Source organism: Streptomyces sp. NPDC102514 (genome assembly GCF_055584525.1).
The window spans coordinates 293,039-312,422 of the sequence record NZ_JBVJLW010000010.1; the positions used below are offsets into that span (position 1 = coordinate 293,039).

7 protein-coding genes are annotated in these 19,384 nt (G+C 72.9%); 3 read left to right on the forward strand and 4 right to left on the reverse strand.

The features are described 5' to 3' along the window. Positions 1-141: 141 nt before the first annotated feature. Both ACZ60E_RS25985 and ACZ60E_RS25990 read right to left on the reverse strand, forming a co-directional pair. Positions 142-1,437: a ricin-type beta-trefoil lectin domain protein gene (locus tag ACZ60E_RS25985; protein WP_469443454.1), complete on the reverse strand. Its 1,296-nt coding sequence runs from the start codon at positions 1,435-1,437 to the stop codon at positions 142-144. Continuing rightward, complete coding sequence (locus tag ACZ60E_RS25990; RefSeq protein ID WP_469443556.1) at positions 1,434-2,285, reverse strand: type VII secretion system-associated protein; 852 nt, start codon at positions 2,283-2,285, stop codon at positions 1,434-1,436. The genes ACZ60E_RS25985 and ACZ60E_RS25990 overlap by 4 nt, the downstream gene beginning before the upstream one ends. A gap of 455 nt (positions 2,286-2,740) precedes the next feature. Between ACZ60E_RS25990 and ACZ60E_RS25995 the strand changes: the two genes are divergently transcribed. The 3 genes from ACZ60E_RS25995 to ACZ60E_RS26005 all read left to right on the forward strand — a co-directional run bounded on the left by ACZ60E_RS25995 (position 2,741) and on the right by ACZ60E_RS26005 (position 17,190). Beyond that, positions 2,741-3,904 carry a mannose-binding protein gene (locus tag ACZ60E_RS25995; RefSeq protein ID WP_469443456.1) on the forward strand — a complete coding sequence of 388 codons (1,164 nt, stop codon included), beginning with the start codon at positions 2,741-2,743 and terminating at the stop codon, positions 3,902-3,904. A gap of 272 nt (positions 3,905-4,176) precedes the next feature. After that, positions 4,177-16,209, forward strand: coding sequence for an amino acid adenylation domain-containing protein (locus ACZ60E_RS26000; RefSeq protein ID WP_469443457.1), 12,033 nt, complete (start codon positions 4,177-4,179; stop codon positions 16,207-16,209). A 60-nt stretch (positions 16,210-16,269) separates the two neighbouring features. After that, positions 16,270-17,190 carry a helix-turn-helix domain-containing protein gene (locus ACZ60E_RS26005; protein ID WP_469443459.1) on the forward strand — a complete coding sequence of 307 codons (921 nt, stop codon included), beginning with the start codon at positions 16,270-16,272 and terminating at the stop codon, positions 17,188-17,190. Positions 17,191-17,258: 68 nt separating this feature from the next. Here ACZ60E_RS26005 and ACZ60E_RS26010 read toward each other — a convergent pair whose 3' ends face one another. After that, entirely contained in the window at positions 17,259-18,074 is an 816-nt protein-coding gene (locus ACZ60E_RS26010; RefSeq protein WP_469443460.1) for an SAM-dependent methyltransferase, read from the reverse strand. Positions 18,075-18,233: 159 nt separating this feature from the next. Beyond that, positions 18,234-19,274 (reverse strand): sugar kinase, encoded by a 1,041-nt coding sequence (locus ACZ60E_RS26015; protein ID WP_469443462.1) that lies wholly within the window; start codon positions 19,272-19,274, stop codon positions 18,234-18,236. Positions 19,275-19,384 lie beyond the last annotated feature (110 nt).

Sequence of the window (19,384 nt, forward strand, 5' to 3'; positions counted from 1 at the left end):
CTTCATCTACGGGCGCCCCCTCACCGGGGGCGCGTGTCGGTGAAACCGACGGTGCCATCATGCCTCGCCCTGGGGCGGGCGGGTGCCGAGAGGGGTGCTCCCGGGCTCTCCGGGACCTTCTCGGGCTGCGGGCGCCTTGTCTCAGACGCTCCACTTCTGGTTGTCGGTCCCCGCGCAGCTCCACAGCTGCAGCCAGGCACCGCTGCCCCGGTTGTTGTCCTTGATGTCGACGCACTTGCCGACGACGGTGTTGACCAGGTCGTGGCTGGCGTTCAGCACGAACTTCTGGGCGGCGTTGCCACTGCACCGGGCGATCTGGATGGGAGTGCCGTCGTTGTAGTTCGCATTGGCCACGTCCAGGCAGAGGCCCTTGATGCGGACGGTGCCGTCGGAGGCGAACTGCCATTTCTGGGCGGCCCCGCCGTTGCAGTCCCACACGAACAGCTTCTTGCCGTCGCCGAAATCACTGCCCGGTACGTCGATGCACTTGCCCGAGAGATGACTGCGCAGGGAGACGGGGGCACTGAGGGTCACACCCGATCCGGCCTTCGTGCCCTGGCTCTTGCCCCCACCGGACGTCGTCTTCCCGCCGCTCTGCTTCGCCGGCTCCTCCTTCTGGCCGGAGTCCTTCCCGGCGGCGTCCTTCCCGGCCCCGCCGTCCTCCTCGCCCTTGCCGTTGTCCTTGCCCTCGCTCTTCGCCGGGGCGGACGTGGCGGCGTTCTGGGCCGACTTGCCCTGCTGGACGGGGTCCTTCTTGCCGTCGCCCGCGGAACCTGCGTCGGGGGAGGTCTGCGCGAACTCGCCGGGTACGTCCTGGGCGTTGCCACCCAGTACGGTTCCGGCCGACGCCGGTCCCCTGCGGTCCTTGTCGTCGTCCCCGCCGAGCATCAGCAACGGCACGGACACGAGCAGCGCGCCCGCGACGGCGGCCCCGGCCAGCACGGCCTTGCCCGGCCGGCCCACGGGCCCGGTCTGCTGCTGCGGCCGGTCGATCGCGGTCGCCGTCATGGTCCGTACGAGCGCGGGGAGGCGGCTCTTGGCCGCGGCGGCGGCACCGGGGTCGGCCTCGGAGTCGGTCCCGCCCTCGGAGTCGCTCCCGGTTTCGGGCTCGGTCCCAGCTCCGGCCCCGGCTTCGGGCTCGGTCCCGGCTCCGGCCCCGGTTTGCGGCTCGTTCCCGGCTTCGGGCTCGCCGGTCCTGCCCTGGGGGGCCGTCCCTTCGGCCTCACCGGACTTCGTACCGGCCTTCGCCGCGGCGGGCTCGGGCGTGCGCTCCGCCTCGGGCGTGCGGCCCGAGGCGGGCCGGGGCTCGGGCGCGGCGACGGCGGCAGGTGCGGGGGCGGCGGTCGCGGCCGTCTCCTCGCCACCGGCACCGGAAGCGGATCCGGAACCGGCATCCGCACTCGGGGAGGCAGGGGGCTGCTGGGTCGAACGTGTCACGGGGTCCTCCCTGCGATGTGGGGGCTGTGGGGGTGAAGTTCAGGGGAACTGTCGGTGGAGGGTTCGCCGGAGGAGACCTCGGAGGCGGCATCTGAGGGCGTGGCCCCAGAACCCTCCGTCGTCACGGCGTCCGCCACGGCGGCCTCCTCGACGCCCGGTGCCCGTTCGGGACCGAGAAGACTGTCCGCCGGGACCAGCAAAGGGGCCGCGGCTCCGGCGTTGACCATCAGCTGGGTGCCCGAACCACTCAGTGATCTTGCCAGTTGCCGCGCCGGAAGCCTGCCATGACGAAGTACCGGGGACATGAACTCGTGTGCCGGTGAGGTGAACAACAGCACCACAGGCGCCCCGTCCTGCCCGGTGCCCGTGAGCGGCCCGCCGTCCGGCGCGCGCACCACGGTCACCTCCGCCTCGGCGAGCGCAGCGAGTGCCTCGTCCACCGAGCCGTAACCGGTGGCTGCCCGTTGCGCCGCCGCGTCCACCGGGTCGGTGGGCTCCGGCCAGCCGAGCACCTGGGCCGAGGGCCGGTACGCCGGGTTGGCGCGGTACTCGCCCACGCCCCCGCTCTCGTCCGACTGCCACTCCCCCAGGACCGCCCACTCCGGCGGGGTGCGCTCCTCGGTCCACTCCGGGTCGACCACCCCGATCCAGTGACCGGGAGCCCGGCGGGCAGCGGCCCGTACGGCTTCGGGTATGTCGGGGTTGTCCGAGGCGTTCACGGCGTTCGTCGTGTCCGACGCGTCTGTGACGTCGGCGACGGGTGATTCGGTGACGGCGGCCCCACCGGAGCCGTCGGGCATCACGGGCAAGGCGTCGTGCCTGCCCTCCTGCCGTTCTCCGGGCCGCATCTTCACCTGAACTCTTCGGTCCGTACGGATTCCTGGGTGCCGCACCACACGCGCGCACGCCGATGCCGATATCGATCAGATCGGGGAGCCAACAGGATGCCACACGCGCCCCACGCGTGGGGCGTTGGGGCCGACCCGTATCGGGCGACCGCGTGCCCGTTCGCTGCCCGGATGGAGAACTTTCCGGGAGCAGTGAGGCGTGGGTGGACAAAGCGCAGGGGCGGTTGGGGCTGAGGGTGCTGCTGTCACCCCTGGGACGGGCTAGGTTGGATCTGCCATCGGACCCGTCCACGTACAAGTGCCCTGTACCGCCTTGTACACCTGCCTTCCATCCGGACGTCCAAGCCAGGACCGTACGGGAAGGCCTCGCAGCTCAGGAGGGCATCGGATCAGCCCAGCCGTTGTTCGGGCCGGTGCCCACCACCGACAGCTCCGCCACCGAGGAGGAGTACCGCATGTCCCCCCAGCACCACACCCCCGGCGCGAAAGCGGAGGGGGCCGCCGCCGGCGCGGAGGAGGCCGAGTCCGCAACCGCGTCCCCACCCGCGTCGTCGTCGGCACCGGACGAACGAGCGCTGGCATCTGCCGAGGCCGCTCGGACCACTGCCGAGACCTCCGAGACCTCCGAGACCTCCGAGACCCCGGAAGCCTCCGAGGTGACGTCAGGCGCTGCTCCGGCCGGGAAGAAGGGCACCACCCCGGCCCCGGAGAGCGGCACCGAACCGGACGCCGAGACCGGCACCGCGCCGACCGGGAAGACCGAGGGCGCTCCCGCCACGCCGTCCACCCCGGCCGGTCCCCCCACCCCCACCGCCCCGGTGGAGCCCTCGTCCACGGCGGAGACCACCGGGACACCTGAGGCGCGCACGGAGGGCGTCGCCGTGGCGGCGGCCGTCGCGACGACCCCGCCGGGCACGAAGACCGGCACCGGCGTCAACAACGGACGCCCCCGCAAGCCGGTCCTGGCAGGGGCCGCGATCGCCGGCGCCGTCCTGATCGCCATACCGCTGCTGCTGGCCGGGAGCGCGCAGGACGACGGGCGCCCCGACACCAAGGGACTGGCCGCCGACGGTTCCGACACCGTCCTGAACGCGAGCTCCGCCCCTGCCGTCCTCGACGACTACGTGGCCGAGAAGCCCAGTTCGTCGCCGCGCAAGGAGAAGCCGAAGAAGACCGAGGCTCCGCAGGTCGTCCCCAAGGCCGTCGCGCCCGTGCCGGAGGCGAAGACGAGCAGCCCGGCCGCGAAGAAGTCGAAGTCCCCGGCCAAGGACAAGCCGAAGGCGGCCCCGAAGCCGAACTGGGGCACCAAGACCGTCTACGCGACCACCGTCCTGCAGGCGGGCCAGTCCTGGAGCACCAACCGCATCCGCATGATCATGCAGGGCGACGGCAATCTCGTCGTCTACAACGAGAAGAACAAGCCGATCTGGGCGTCCATGACGTTCGGCAGCAATCACCGGGCGATCTTCCAGGAGGACGGCAACCTCGTCATCCACAACGGCGACGACCGCCCGATCTGGGCCTCCAAGAGCCACGGCCACGCGAACGCCCAGCTGATCCTGCGAGCCGACGCGAAGGTGGTCATCCTCCACAACGGCGGAGTCATCTGGTCGACCTGACCCCAGCGGTCGCCGCCCCCTGTGCGGCCGTCACCCGGCTCACCGCCTCACAGCCCGCCATCAGGCCCCTGCGCCCGCCCCGAACCGGGGACGGCCGCAGGGGCCTGTGGCTTGCGGCCTGCGACTTGCGGCATGTGGCATGTGGCATGTGGCTTGCGGGGGCCCATGTACTGCTCATACTTGTCTCCCCGCAGCGCGCCGCCTCCCCTTCTTCGCGCGCGGACGCTTCGCTCAAGCACCAACAGCTCGCCCACGCACGAACGAACGGACTCATGACTCCTCCTGAAACGCTCCTGGACGTGCTGCTGGACGCCGCCCACCGGGCACCTGGACAAGTCGTCGTCCACGTCCGCGGGGACGGCGGCGAAGTGGCCGTCACCTTCCGGCAGCTCCTCGAAGAGTCCCTGCGGGTCGCGGGCGGCCTCCGTGCGGCGGGAGTCACCCCGGGCACCTGTGTGCCGCTGCTCGCGGACCGCAGCGAGGACTTCCAGCCGATGTTCTGGGGTGCGCTGGCGGCCGGCCTCGTACCGGTGCCGCTCGCGCCCGACGCGCGGCGGGTCGGCCCGGTGTGGGAACACCTCGGCCGTCCGCCCGTCGTGGTGGACGCGGCCTGCGCGGAGGTGGCCGGCGAACTGCCGGTCCCTGTTGAGGTGTTGCGGCTGGAGACGCTGCGGGAGTGCCCCACTCCGGCCGCACCCGCGACGCCCGCACCCGACGACCTGGCGTTCCTGCAGTTCTCGTCCGGCAGCACCGGCGCGCCCAAGGGCGTGGAACTGACCCACGCCGCCGTGGTGGCCAACCTGCGGCAGATAGTCGCCGTCTCGGCCCTGTCCGAGCAGGACGTCCTGGTCAGCTGGATGCCGTACTTCCACGACATGGGTCTCATCGGCACCCATCTGGCACCGCTGGCCTCGCGGACCAAGCAGGTGAAGATCGGCCCGCTGTCGTTCGCGAAGAGCCCGCGCCTGTGGCTGGACGTGACCGCCCGGCACCGGGGCACGGTCCTGTCGGCCGCCAACTTCGCGCTCGCGCTGACCGTCCGGCGCGTACCCGACGACGTACTCGCCGGACTCGACCTGAGTCCCGTACGGCTGATCCTGGTCGGGGCCGAACCCATCTCCGCGACGGTGTGGCGGGACTTCACCGCCAGGATGCGTCCCGCCCGGCTGGACCCGCGGGCGGCGACCCCCGTGTACGGGCTGGCCGAGGCGACCTTGGCCGTCACGTTCCCGCCGCTGGGCGAGGTGGCGGTTCCCGTCACCCTGGAGCGGGCCGCACTTGCCCGGGGCGTGGCCGTGGAACGCGAGCCGGGTGGTGACGTCGTGGAGGTGATGGACGTCGGCCCGCCCGTGCCGGGCTGTTCCGTCCGGATCACCGACGACGCCCGTCGGCCGCTGGGCGACCGGCGGGTGGGGCACATCGAGGTGCGGGGCCCGCAGACCGCCCGCGGTTACCACCGGCTGCCGGAGACGACGGCGCTGTCCTTCGCCGAGGACGGGTGGCTGCGGACCGGGGACCTGGGGTTCCTGCGGGACGGCCGACTGTGCGTCAGCGGCCGTCACAAGGATGTCCTCTTCCTCAACGGCCGTACCTTCCACGCCCCGGACATGGAGGAGGTCGCGAGCGCGAGCCCCGGACTGCCGCCGGGCAGCCCGGCGGTGATCGGCTCGACCGACCCGGTGACCGGCGCCGAGCGGGTGGTGGTCTTCGTGCCGTGGGCCCGGCCCCCACGCGGGGCCACCGAGGTGCTGGACGGGGTCGCGCGCCGGATCCGTACCGCGCTGGGGCACGACGACGTACGCGTCCTCGCGCTGCCGCCGTCGGCGTTCCCGCGCACTACGAGCGGCAAGCTGCAACGGCAGCGGATGCGGGCGCGGTTCGAGGAGGGCGCGTACCGGCCCTCGGCATCGTCCTCGTCCCCGCCCCAGTCCTACGAGATCCATGAGGCTTCCGGAGCCCCCGCGGCTCCCCGCTCGTACCCCGCCATGCGGCAAGTGGTGCGCAGCGCCTGGGCCCAGGCACTGCGTCGGCCGGAGGCGTCCTTCGGCGACAGGGACCGCTTCTCCGAGCTGGGCGGCACCTCGCTGAAGGCCATGGAGGCACTGGCCCAGTTGGAAGCGTCCCTGGGAGTCATCCTGGGCCCGGCCGTGATGCGCCAGGACACCGTCGCGGCGCTCACCGACCACCTGCTGGACACGGCGGAAGAAGCCAGGGCGCCGCACACGTCGCCTACGGACGAGCCGTCGGTTCCGCCCTCGCCGGACGACGCGTCGTCCGCGACGGCCACGCCGACGGCCACGGCGACAGCGATCGTGGCGATGGCCTGCCGCTTTCCCGGCGCGAGCACGCCGGAGGAGTTCTGGGAGCTGCTGACGGCAGGCCGTGACGTCGTCACCGAGGTGCCACAGGACCGTTGGGGCACCACTGACAGCACTGGCACCACCACTGGCACCACTACTGACACCGCAGGCACCGCCCGGCCCGGCCGTTGGGGCGCCTTCCTCGACGACCCGGCCGCCTTCGACGCCGCCCACTTCGGCATCGGCGACGAAGAGGCCCGTACGCTCGACCCGCAGGCCCGGATCTTCCTCGAACTCGCCCACGAGGCCCTGGAACGCGCCGGTTACGCCGGACCCCGCCGACGCGGCCTACGGGTCGGCGTGTTCGCCGCGGTCGGGGACAGCGGCTACCGCAAGGTCCTCGCCGACGCCTCCCCCGACCTCGCCCCGTCCGCGACAGCGCTGACGGGCAACCTCCCCAACCTCGTCGCCGCCCGCGTCTCGCACCGCCTCGACCTGGACGGCCCGGCCCTCGCCGTGGACACCGCGTGCTCGTCGGGCCTGGTGGCCCTGCACCTGGCCCGCCGCAGCCTCGCGGACGGCGAGTGCGACCTCGCCGTCGTCGGCGGAGTCAACCTGCATCTCACTCCCGACGGGTACGAGGCCCTGGAAGCCGCCCAGGCCCTCTCCCCCACCGGCCGCAGCCGCGCCTTCAGCACGGCCGCCGACGGGTTCGTACCCGGCGAGGGCGGCGCGGCCCTCGTCCTGCGGCGCCCGCAGGACGCCCAGCGGGACGGCGACGACGTCCTCGCCCTCGTACGCGGCACCGCCGTCAACAACGACGGCACCTCACTGAGCCTGATGGCACCCAATCCCCTGCGCCAGCGCGAGGTCATCACGCGCGCGTACGAGGTCTGCGGCGTCGATCCGGCATCGGTGACGTATGTCGAGGCGCACGGGACGGGCACGGCCGTCGGGGACCCCATCGAACTGCGGTCCCTGGCCCACGCCTTCCCGCCCCGCGCGGACGGCCGACCGCGGTTGCTGGGCTCGGTGAAAACGAACATCGGACATCTGCTGAACGCGGCTGCCCTGCCGTCGCTGGTGAAGGTGGTCCTGTCCTTGCGGCACGGCCGGCTGCCCGCCTCCTTGCACCACTCGCCGCCCTCGCCCGCCGTCGCCCGGTCCGGATTCTCGCTGGTCACTGACGCAGACACGTGGTGGTCGGCCGGTCCTCGCAGGGCCGGTGTCAACGCCTTCGGCTTCGGCGGCACCAACGCGCACGCCGTACTGGAACAGGCACCGCCCGGCACGGCACACGAACCGACCGGCGGCGACAGCGGCCCGCACCTGCTGACCCTCTCGGCGAACAGCGCTGCCGGGTTGGACGCCTGGGCGTCCCGTCTCCTCGACCATCTCCACGACCACCCGGAGTCGGACGAGGGTGACGTGTGCCGGGCGGCGGCCATGGCCCGCGACGAAGGTGCGCATCGCCTCGCCGTCGTGGCCGAGGGCGACCTGCGCGAACGCCTCGCCGACGCCGACACCGTCGCCACTGCCACGGCTCCCGCCGGCGACCGGCTGCCGGGCGTGGTCAGCGGGACGGTGACGAACCGGCCGCGGACCGTCTTCGTGTTCCCCGGCCAGGGCTCGCTGCGACCGGCCCAGGGGCATGCGCTGTACGCGACCGCACCGGTGTACCGCGACACGCTCGACGAGGCGTCGGCCCACGTCGGCGCGGTGCACGGGCGGGAGTTGACGGCCTGGTGCGTCGACCCCGAGGTGGACGCAAGCGCCCAGGCCGCCACCGAGGTGGCCCAACCGCTACTGGTGGCCCACGGGGTCGCGCTCGCCCGGCAGTTGCTCGCCTGGGGCGTACGGCCGGACGCGGTGGTCGGACACAGCGTCGGGGAACTGACCGCAGCGTGTGCCGGCGGAGCGCTGTCGTTCGCCGACACGCTCACCTTCGTGGCGGAACGCGGACGCCTCATGGGCGCGGCGACCCCGCCGGGCGCGATGGCGGCGGTGCGCGGGGCCGACGAGGAGCAGGTGGCGGCGCTGATCGCGGCGGCTCCCGAGGAACTGGCGGTCGCCGCGTACAACGGCCCCGGCAGGCTGGTGCTCTCCGGCAGCCCCGACGCGGTCGAGCGGGCCGCACGAGATCTCTCCGCGCGAGGCGCCTCCGTACGCGCGCTGCACGTCTCCCGCGCCTTCCACTCACCGCTGATGGAGCCGATCGCCGCCGAACTGGCTTCCGCAGCAGGCCGGTTGAAGGTCACAGCTCCCGGCACTCCCGTGCTGAGCACGCTCACAGCCGAGTGGCAGCCACGCCTGGACCCGGACCATCTGCGCGAACACGCCCTGCGGCCGGTGCTGTTCGGGCATGCGGTGACCCGGCTGCTCGACGAGGGCTACGACACGTTCGTGGAACTGGGATCGCGGGACGACCTCGCCGGTCTCGTACGGGCCGCCGCCGCGCGGGAACCTGCGGACAGGAACGGCTCGGGCAGGGACGTCCTCGCGATCTCCGCACCCCGCGTGCTGGAGCGTTCCGGAGCACGGCAGGGCGATGTCCCGGGCGGAGCACGCCAGTTGCTGGAGACCGCGGCACACCTGTGGGCCCGCGGCGCGTCACTGGACCGCACGGAACCACTCGACAGCGCCGCGGGCCGTCGGCGGGTTCCGCTGCCGCCCTACCCCTACCAGCGGCGCCGCCACTGGCCCGAGGCGGCGCGGCCCGGCCTGCTGCATCACGTCACCTGGCAGGAGACGCCCCGGTCGCCGCGGAACGCGTGCGGCCCCGTACTGGTGACCGGCCCGGACTCGACGGCCGTGTACGACCTCACCCAGCGCCTCGCGGACCAGGGCGTGCAGACGAGTGCGGACCCCGAAGCCCCTCCGCAGGCGGTGATCCTGCTGGCCGGGCCCGCCGCTCATGGCACGTCCGCCGACATCGAGCGGATCCAGCGCGAGCTGGTCACGGCGTTCCACGAGGCGCTGGCCCTGTTCGACCTGACCGGGGCCGGTCGTCTGCTCGTGGTGACCGAGGACGCGCACGCCACCGGGCACGGCCGCGAGCGGCCGAACCCGATTCAGGCGGTACTGGGCGGCCTGACGTCGGCCGTGCCGTCGGAGTCCACCGGAATCCTGGCCAACTGGGTCGACCTCTCCTCCCTCGACGACCCCGGACAGCGCCTGCAAGCCGTCATCGGCGAGGTGACGGCACCCCGGGCGGCCGGTGCCGTCGCCTGGCGGGACGGACAGCGGCTGGTACGGACCGTCGCCCCGCGAACGGCGGAACCGTCCGGCGCCCATGACCGGCTGCCCGCCGACGGCACCTTCCTCATCACGGGCGGCGCCGGGGGCCTCGGCTCCGCCCTCGCCCGGGAACTCGCCGGGCGTGGCCGGCCGGTACTGCTGCTCACGGGCCGTTCCCCGCACCCGCCCGCGCGCCTGCTGGAAGACCTCACCGAACTCGGCGCCGACGCCCGCTACCACCGGGCCGACCTCACCTCGCGGGACGACGTCGAGGCGCTGATCGCCGAACTGCCCGCGCCGGACGCCGTCTTCCACGCGGCAGGAGTCGTACGTCCCGGAAGCCTGCGCGGGACCAAGGTGGAGGAGACGATGGAGGCGCTGTGTGTGAAGACGCTCGGCACCCTCCTGCTGTCCGAAGCCCTCACCAGGCACGGGCACAGCCCCCAGGTGTGCGTGGCGTTCTCCTCCGTCTCCTCGGTACTGCCGGGGCTGGCCGGAGCACTCGGCGCCTACGCCGCCGCCAACGCCTTCCTCGACTCCTTCGCGGGCGCCGAGCGGCAGGCGGGGCGGCCATGGCTGTCGGTGAACTTCGGGCCGTTCGCCGGGACGGGTCTCGCCGCCGCGTTCGCGGCCGATGCCCTTCCCGACGGAGGGGGCCGACTCCTGGCGACCGCACCGGCGTTGGCGGCCCTGCGGACCGCGTGCGGCACCGACCGGGCCCAACTGGTCCTCGCCGACCGGCCGACGGACCGGAGGACAGACCGGGCGACAGACCGGCCGACGGACAGGCCGAACCGATCCCGCGCCCAACTGCCGGGTACACGCGGGTCAATGGGCGCGTCACGTCCTGCTGCCGACACCGTCCCGCCCCTGTCCGGCACCGCCGCGGTGCTGCGGGAACTCCTGGCGCAGTCGCTGAGCATCCCGGTGTCCAGCGTCGACGACGACGCGCCGTTCCTCTCCCTGGGGCTGGACTCGCTGGGCGCGGTCGACCTGGTCAAACGACTCGAACGCAGGACGGGACGGTCGCTGCCCGCCACGCTCTTCTTCGAGTACCGGACCGTACGGGAACTGGCCGCCCACCTGGACGCGGACAACGCCCCGGCAGCGGCGGAGGCTTCCGCCCCCGTGCACGCCACGGACTCGGCACCCTTCGCCCTCACCCCCGTACAACTGGCCCTGCACACCAGCAGCCGGCTGCATCCCGGCGTCCCGGCCCGCGGTCATCTGCGGCTGACGGTCCGCGGCCCCCTGGACACGCACGTACTGGGTCAGGCGCTGGCCGGCCTGGCCGACCGGCACGGCATGCTGCGCCTGCGCATCGACGATCCGGGCACGGCATCGACAGGTCCCGTGCAGCGGCTGGCTCCGGCCGCTCCTCTGTCGACCTGGTACGAGGTCCGCGAGTGCGCCGCCGAGCAGGTCGCCGACCTCGAAACGGCCCTCTGCAACCGGCCCTTCGACCTGGCGACCGAGCCGCCCGTGAGGGCCGTGCTGCTCGTTCAGGAAGCAGGCGTCGCGCATCTGCTGCTGGTGGTCCACCACGCGGCGGCGGACGGATACAGCCTCAACGTCCTGGCCGAGGAACTGTGGGCCTCGTACACCGCGCTATGGCGAGGAGAACACCCGCAACCGACCCCGGACGCGCCGAGCTTCGCGCAGTACGCCCGCACCACTCGCTCTTCCGTGACCACCGCGTCGGACGCCGACCGCCGCTACTGGACCGGGCGCCTGGCAGCACACGGAGCCGGGCGGGGCGACCGGCTGCGACTGCCCTACGACGGCGATCCCGACGCACCCCCGTCGGGCCCGCTCGTACAGCACTACGGCTCACTCGACGCGGCCCTCACCGCCGGACTGGAACGGCTGGCCGCCGCACACGACGTGTCCCTGTTCCACCTGCTGCTCGCCGCGTACGTGCGCTGTCTGTCGCGGTGGACCGGCCAGCGGGACATCGCGGTCAACGTGGCCCGCGGCCGGCGCGAGGATCGCTTCCCCGACGTCGACCGGCTCATCGGCCCGCTCGCCGACACTCTCCCCCTGCTCTGCAACACGACCCCCGACGAACCGGTCGTCGCGCTGGCGCAACGGCTGCGCCGGATCTGGCTGGAGAGCGAACAGCACTCCGGGCTGAGCAGTCTCGACCTGGCCGCCCTCCTGCCGGGCGCAGGTCCCCGTACAGCGAGCCCGGCGGGCTTCAGCTTCGCCCGCTTCCCGGCACGCATGGCGGCCGACTGCCCGGTCGAGGTACGGGCCGACGCGGCCGGTACCGGCTCGGCCGCGACCCGGCTGAGCCTGCTGTGCTGGGCGGACGGGTCGACGCTGCGCATGTCGTGGAACTTCCCGTCGCCCCTGTTCGCGCCGAGCACGGTGGCGCGTCTGGACGGGGAGTACCGCGACGAACTGGCCGCCCTGTGCACGCCGTTCGCCGAGTCTCCTCGGGTGGCCGGGACACCGCACGGTGTCGTCGGCCGACTCCTCCGCCAGTTCCGCGCCACACCCGACGCCACCGCAGTGGAAGCCGACGGAAAAACCCTCACCTACGCGGCGCTCGACCGCGCCTCCCAACTCCTGGCGACCCGCCTGCACGCCGAAGGGGTACGCGCGGGTGGCCTGGTCGGGCTGCTCACCGAGCCCGGCCCGGACACCGTGATCGGCGTGGTCGGCATCCTGCGCGCCGGGGCCGGCTGGGTCCCGCTGGACGCGACGTACCCGCCCGCCCGACTGGCGGACCAGCTGAAACGCGCGGACGTCTCCACCGTGGTGTGCCATGAACCGACCGTGCGAGTCGCGGAGTTGCTCGGCACCGATGGAGTGCGTGCGGTACGCGCCGACGGCTCGCCGGACCCGCGGACCGACACCACCGTGTCCGTCCCCGCGCCCGCCTCGGCTCCCGACGCGATCGCGTACGTCATCTTCACCTCGGGCTCCACCGGCCGCCCCAAGGCCGTGCCCATCACCCACGAGGCGATGGAGAACTACCTCGACTGGGCCATCGGGACGTTCGGCTACGGCCGCGAGGACCGCCTCGCGCAGACCGCGTCGCCGTGCTTCGACGCCTCGGTCCGCCAACTGCTCGCACCCCTGCTGGTCGGCGGCACCGTGGTGACCGTACCCCGGGAGCTGCTGCGTGATCCCGAGCTGCTGCTGGCGTACGCGGAACGGGCACGGATCACCGTGTGGAGTTCCGTCCCGACGCTGTGGGAGCAGTTGCTGTCGGCCGCCGAGGAACGGGTACGGCGGGGAGCGGGGCGGCCGGACCTGTCGGCGCTGCGGTGGGTGCACGTCGGCGGGGAGTCCCTGCCCGCCGCGCATGTACGCCGATGGTTCGACCTGTTCGGCGACGGACAGCGCATCGCCAACCTGTACGGCCCCACCGAGACGACCATCAACGCCACCTGCCACCTCATCACCACGCGTCCGGCCGATGACGTGCAGACCCTGCCGATCGGACGGCCGGTCACCGGCACCGACCTGGCGGTGGTCGACGCCGACGGCACACCCTGCCGCCTGGAGGAACCGGGTGAACTGCTGATCGCGGGAGTCGGGCTGACCCCCGGCTATCTGGGCCAACCCGAACTGACCGCGCGGGCGTTCGCGGTGCGGGACGGTCGCCGCTGGTATCGCAGCGGCGACCGGGTCCGGCTGCGCGCGGACGGAGTGCTGGAGTTCCTGGGACGAACCGACGACCAGGTGAAGATCCGCGGCAACCGCGTCGAGACAGGAGAGGTCGAGGCAGCTCTCCAGACGCATCCCGGGATCGCACAGGCATCGGTGGTCGCACGCGAGGGGCGGCTGCTGGCGTTCGTCACCGCCCGACCGGGTGCCGGACAGCCCGAACCGCCGGACGTGCGGCGCCACTTGGCCGGTCTCCTGCCGCCGTACATGGTCCCGGCACGGATCACGGTGCTGGACCAACTGCCGCTCAGCGGCACCGGCAAGATCGACCGCCGTGCGCTGGCGGACTCCCCCACGGCTCCGGTGCCGGACGTCGGCGGCAAGGCTCTCCCCGCCACGGACACCGAGCGCCAACTGGCATCCCTCTGGAGCGAGTTGCTGGACGTCGACTCCGTCTCCCGCGAGGACGACTTCTTCGACCTGGGCGGCGATTCACTCCTCGTCCTCCAGGTGTTCGCCCGGCTCGGCGAGGGCAGGCCCCATCTGCCCCGCCCGACCGTGGTCTACGACAACCGCACCCTCGCGAAGCTGGCCGCCGCGGTGGACGCGAACGGCAAAGAGCGGCACCCGGCGCCCGGACCGACCGCACCGACCGCACCGACCGCACCGACCGCCGCCACGGACCACGCGGCGCCCTTCCCCGTCACACCGGTCCAGCGCGGGTTCCTCCTCGCCGAAGCCCTCTCCCCGGGAGGAAGCGGTTCCTGGCCCGCACGGCTGCGGCTGTCCGGCCCGCTCGACCCGGAGGTCTTCCAGGCGGCGGTCGACCTGCTGGTGGAACGCCACGGCATGCTGCGTACGGTCTTCCCCGCCGGTGCCCGACCGCCCGTCCAGCAGGAACTCCCGCCCTCCCTGCGCCTGCCGGTCACCTTCGAGACCCTCACCGACCCCACCGAGGTCGACGAACGCGCGGCGGCCGAGGCGCGGCGGCGCTTCGAACCATGGGCCTGGCCGCTGCTCCGGCTCCGGGTCCTCTCCCTCACCGAGCAGGAACACGTCCTCCTCGTCCACGCGCACCACCTCATCGGCGACGGATACAGCGCCGCACTCCTCGTACAGGAACTGACCGCGGTCTACGACCAGTTGGCCGCGGGGAACGCTCCCGGACCACCCGCGCCCCGCGCGACCTTCCGTGACCACGCGCTGCTGTCGGCCGAACCGGAGACCGGTACCACGCCGGGTACAGCGGAGCGCCGGGCCCGGGTCGACGCCCCCTACCGACAGCCCGTGCTGCGCGCCCACGGAAAGCAGGGTGGCGCGGGATTCGTGTCGGCGGGATTCGCACTCGATGCCGGGCGGACAGCGGCCCTGCGGGCGCTTGCGGCGAAGGCGGGAGCCACCCTGTACGCGCCGCTGCTGACCGCGTACCACCAGCAGTTGACGCAGCTCACGGGTCAGGCGGACCTGATCGTCGGCCTGGCGGTGAGCGGTCGTGACCGGGGCCTGACCCTCGACGCGCACCGCGTCTTCGGCCCGTTCGCCGGCGCCGTCCCCATACGGTCCACAGCCGCACAAGCAGATGACTTCGGCGCCGCCGTGCGGCGGATCGTCGCCGAGGCCGAACAGGCGCGCAGGCACGAGGACATCGTGCCCCGCAACGCCGACGGACTGCCTCTGACCTCGCAGTTCTTCTTCACCTATCTCGACTTCTCCGTCCTCGCCGCTCCGCACGGGCAGTCGTTGACGGCGTCGTGGGAGGACGGGGACGGCGCGTTCGCCCCGCCGTCGTCCGCGACGGACGTGTTCCTGGCCGCACGCCCGGAAGGCGCAGGACTGCGTGTGACGGTACGAGGGTCCGCCGCGGCCTTTTCCCCCTCCGCGCTGGAGGACTTCGCAGGGGCGCTCCGGGAACGCCTCACCCGCGCCGCGAACCCGCCTGCCGTGCGGCCACGCAGCGCGAGCCGGCCGGCAGGGTCCCCGGGATCGATGGACGCCGCCCTGGTCGGCTACCTGCCCACCCCCGGCCACCTCGCCCGGATCGCGGGCCTGCCCGAGGACGCCCTGCCCCGGGAAGAGCTGCGCGCGATGCTGTTCCCCGACAACGCCCCACGCCTGCTGGAGACGGTCCACACCCCCCTCGGCAGGTCGGGCTTCGTCTGCGTACCCCTCTTCTCCGACGAACTCGCCCGCGACCCGGCCCTCGTCGCACACACCGCCCGCGCGGTGTCACTCGCCTCCTCGCTCGGAGCCCGCAGCGTCTCCCTGGCGGGCATGATCCCCTCGCTGACCGGCTACGGCTTCGACGTACTGCGGTCCGCGAACCTCGGACCGGGATCGGCCGCCGTGACGACCGGGCACGCGGCGACCGTCGTCTCGGTCGTCCGGACCGTGCACGCGGCACTCGACGCCACCGGAAAGGACCTGGCGGACCTCGACGTCGCCTTCGTCGGACTGGGCTCGATCGGCACGGCCTCCCTGGACCTGCTGCTCACCCGGGCCACCCGCCCGCCACGGCGCCTGCTGCTCTGCGACGCGCCCGGCAGCGGACCACGGCTGCGGCAACTGGCACAGCAGTTGAAGGAGCGCGGCCTGGCCGCCGCCGTGGAGGTGGCGGAATCCCGGCCCGGACTGCCCGACGCCGTCTACGGGGCCGACCTTCTGGTCACAGCGGTGAGCAGCACCCACACGCTCCTGGACGTCGACCGGCTGGCACCCGGCACGATCGTGGTCGACGACTCCTTCCCGCACTGCTTCGACACCGGGCGGGCGCTGGCCCGGATGCGGGAGCGCCGGGACGTACTCGTCCTGGGCGGCGGGCTCCTCCACCTCGGCGACCTCACCCGCGAGACCGCCGAAGGGCTGCCGGCAGCGGCGGCGGCCGGATACCTCGCCCAGCCATGGCTGGCAGGAACCCTCGCCTCCTGCCGCACGGAATCCCTCCTGCACGCGGCGGATCCTCAACTACCGCTCGTGCAGGGCCTGGTGGACGAAGCGGCGGCCCTCGCCTACTGGCAGGCCACCGAACGTGCGGGCGTGACGGCGGGCCCCCTGCACCTGCTCGGCCACACCGTCGGACCGGACTCCCTGGGAGGTGCGCGTGAGACAGGAGCCGACTCCCGAGTTCAAGATCATGTACAGGACAGCCTCTAAGATGGCCGGGCACAGTGTTCGGATGCGCGCAGAGTTGCGTTCAGCGCAGGGAGACTGCCCATGGGCACCACAGAGGCCGTAGGTTCACCGTTCGACAGCAGTGTCTCCGACCACAGAGTTCAGGACGGCCAGTCGGCCGGCCCCGTGATGCCGCGCCTGCTGCTGGGCGCACGACTGCGCGCGCTGCGGGAGGAGAAGGGAATCTCCCGTGAGGCCGCGGGGCATGTCATCCGCGCCTCCCGGTCCAAGATCAGCCGTCTGGAGGCGGGCCGGCACGGCTGCAAGCTGCGGGACGTGGCCGATCTGCTCACGCAGTACGGAGTGACGGACGAGGCCGAGCGCGCCACCCTGCTGGCGTTGGCCGAAGAGGCGAACACCCCCGCCTGGTGGCAGTACTACAGCGACGTGGTCCCTCCGTGGCTGCAGACATACCTGGGGGCCGAACAGGCGGCGAGCGTCATCCGCTGCTTCGAGGTCCAGCGCGTACCCGCCCTGCTGCAGACCCCCGCCTACGCGCGCGCCTCCGTCCAGCTCGGCCACCCGGACGCGGACGCGCAGGAGATCGAGCGGCGCGTCACGCTGCGCATGGAACGCCGGCGGGTTCTGCACCGCAATCCGCCCGCCCAGCTGTGGGCCGTGATCGACGAGGCGGCGCTCCGGCGCCCGGTGGGCGGCCTCGACACGATGCGCGCCCAGCTCAGGCATCTCATCGAGATCTGCCGGCTCCCGCAGGTCACCGTGCAGATCATCCCGTTCCTCGCCGGCGGTTACGCGGCCGAGGGCGGTCCGGTCACCGTCCTGCGCCTGCCCGGCGGTCAACTGCCCGACGTGGTCTGCCTCGAACAGCTGGCCGGCGCCCTCTATCCCGACAAGCCGGCCGAGATCGAGCGCTACTGGGACGTCATGAACCGTCTGGGGCTCGAAGCCGAGTCACCGGAGGAGACGCCCACGCTCCTCCACCGCATCCTCCAGGAGACCTGACCTCGCCGGTGAGTCGTCGGCCGGCGCTCGTCGGCGTCGGCCGGCGCTCACCGGCCGACAGGCCCGACTCAGCGCTTGAGGCCGACACCGCCGTACTGGTGCACCTCGGCGGGCAGGCCCAGGGCCTCGGTGTCGGGACGCCAGCGCGAGCAGGACGCCACACCCGGTTCGAGCAGCTCCAGACCGTCGAAGAAGCCCTCGATCTGCTCGGGGCTGCGCAGGATGTACGGGATCGAGCCGCCCTCGTTGTACTGCTGGATGGCCTCGACGTACGCCTTGCTGGTGTCGGTGCTGTCGTACTGCACGAGGTAGCTGCCGGCCGGCAGCGCGTCCACCAGCTGCCGCACGATCGAGCGTGCCTCGTCGTAGTCCTCGATGTGGCCCAGGATGCCCATCAGCATCAGGGCGACCGGTCGGCCGAAGTCGAGCGTCTTGGCGGCCTCCCGCACGATCGTGCCCGGATCGCGCAGATCGGCGTCGACGTAGTTGGTGACACCCTCCGGGGTGCTGGTGAGCAGCGCGCGGGCGTGGGCCAGCACCAGCTTGTCGTTGTCGACGTAGACGATCCGGCTCTCGGGCGCCACCCGCTGAGCGATCTGGTGGGTGTTGTCCACGTTGGGCAGCCCGGTGCCGATGTCCAGGAACTGCCGGATGCCCTCCTCCGCGGCCAGATGACGGACGGCACGGGCGAGGAAGTACCGGGCGGCACGCGCTCCGGTCTCGATACCGGGGAAGACGGCACGGAACGCGTCGCCGGCCACGCGGTCGACTTCGTAGTTGTCCTTCCCGCCCAGCCAGTAGTTCCAGATCCGGGCCGACTGCGGCACGGAGGTGTCGATCCTGGAGAGCGCCTCCGGCTCGGAGTTCTCTGCCTGGTCAGTCATGGACGCTCCTGTGCGTACGTGTGCGCGGGCGGGGTGCGGATCACGGAACCGTCGAACGCCGGTCGTGGGCGCCCACGTTATTCCTCACGCCTCGGCTCATGTGCACCACCGGCCCCAACGCACTCTGTTCGGCCACTCGTTGGCTCATTCGATGTCTTCTCAGCGGCGGGCCGTGGCGGCCCACGCGTCCTCGTCGAGGGCGAGGCAGCGGTCGGTCTCCGTACGGGACGGCATGTCGGGCACGTCGTCCCGGGTCCGCAGCGCGGCGGCGGCCGCCAGGTGGCCGAGGCGCAGCCGGGAGCGTTCGTCGCGCCCCTCCAGCACTCCCGTCAGATAGCCGGCCGCGAACGCGTCGCCCGCGCCGACCGGTTCGACCACCTTGGTGGGCAGGGAAGGCACGAACGTCCGCAGACCACCGGCGTACGAGGTCGCTCCGTGCTCGGCGTCCTTGACGACCACGGCGGGTGCGGGCGCGAGCAGTTCCGCGATGTCGTCCGGGCGGGCGGTGCCCCACAGCTCCTCGGCCTCGTCCCGGCCGACGAACACGATGTCCGCGGCGCGGGCGAGCGCCAGCAGACCGCGTGCGGCGTCCGTGGTGTCGTGGCCTCCCCGGCGCCAGAGGGCGGGGCGGTGGTTCACGTCGAAGGAGACGAGCGGACCGGGCGCGGCACGGCCGTCCCGGCCGACGAGCAGCGCCTCCAGCAGACGCGCGCAGCTGTCCGAGAGGGCCGCGGCCACCCCCGACAGATGCAGGATCCGGGCCCGGCGGAGCGCGGGGTGCCGAGCGAGGTCCGGCCCCATCGCGGAGGCCGCGGAACCGCCTCGGTAGTAGTACGTACGGGTGTGGCCCGGGCCGGATTCCGGGTCCGGGGCCGGGTCCTTGAAGTAGACGCCGGTCGGTCGCTCCGGGTCGGTCTCCACGGCGCTCACGTCCACGCCGCGCGCGGTCAGTTCGGCCAGGATGCGGCGGCCGAACGGGTCGTCACCGAGCCGGCTCAGCCAGGCGGCCCGGCGCCCGAGTCCGGCGAGGGCGCAGGCGACGTTGGACTCGGCACCGCCGACGGCCATGCTCAGCAGGGACTGCTCGGCGAGCGGGCCGGCGCCCGGCGGGCCGAGGACGGCCATCGTCTCGCCGACGCACATGACGTCGGCCGCCCGCTCATGACGGTCGGCGGCGCGGGGAGGGGGCGGCAGGGACACGGGCTTCTCCTGGCGGATGGCGGACGGGGGACGACGGACGTGGCGGGGAGGGCTCGGAGGGCTGGGAGCGCACTGGGAGGGGTGGAGGGGCCGGAAGGGGGCGGCTGTGG

Coding starts and splice junctions, on each gene's coding strand:
- ACZ60E_RS26005 (WP_469443459.1), top strand. CDS start 16,270: ATGGGCACCACAGAGGCCGTAGGTTCACCGTTCGACAGCAGTGTCTCC.
- ACZ60E_RS25990 (WP_469443556.1), bottom strand. CDS start 2,285: ATGCGGCCCGGAGAACGGCAGGAGGGCAGGCACGACGCCTTGCCCGTG.
- ACZ60E_RS26000 (WP_469443457.1), top strand. CDS start 4,177: ATGACTCCTCCTGAAACGCTCCTGGACGTGCTGCTGGACGCCGCCCAC.
- ACZ60E_RS26010 (WP_469443460.1), bottom strand. CDS start 18,074: ATGACTGACCAGGCAGAGAACTCCGAGCCGGAGGCGCTCTCCAGGATC.
- ACZ60E_RS25995 (WP_469443456.1), top strand. CDS start 2,741: ATGTCCCCCCAGCACCACACCCCCGGCGCGAAAGCGGAGGGGGCCGCC.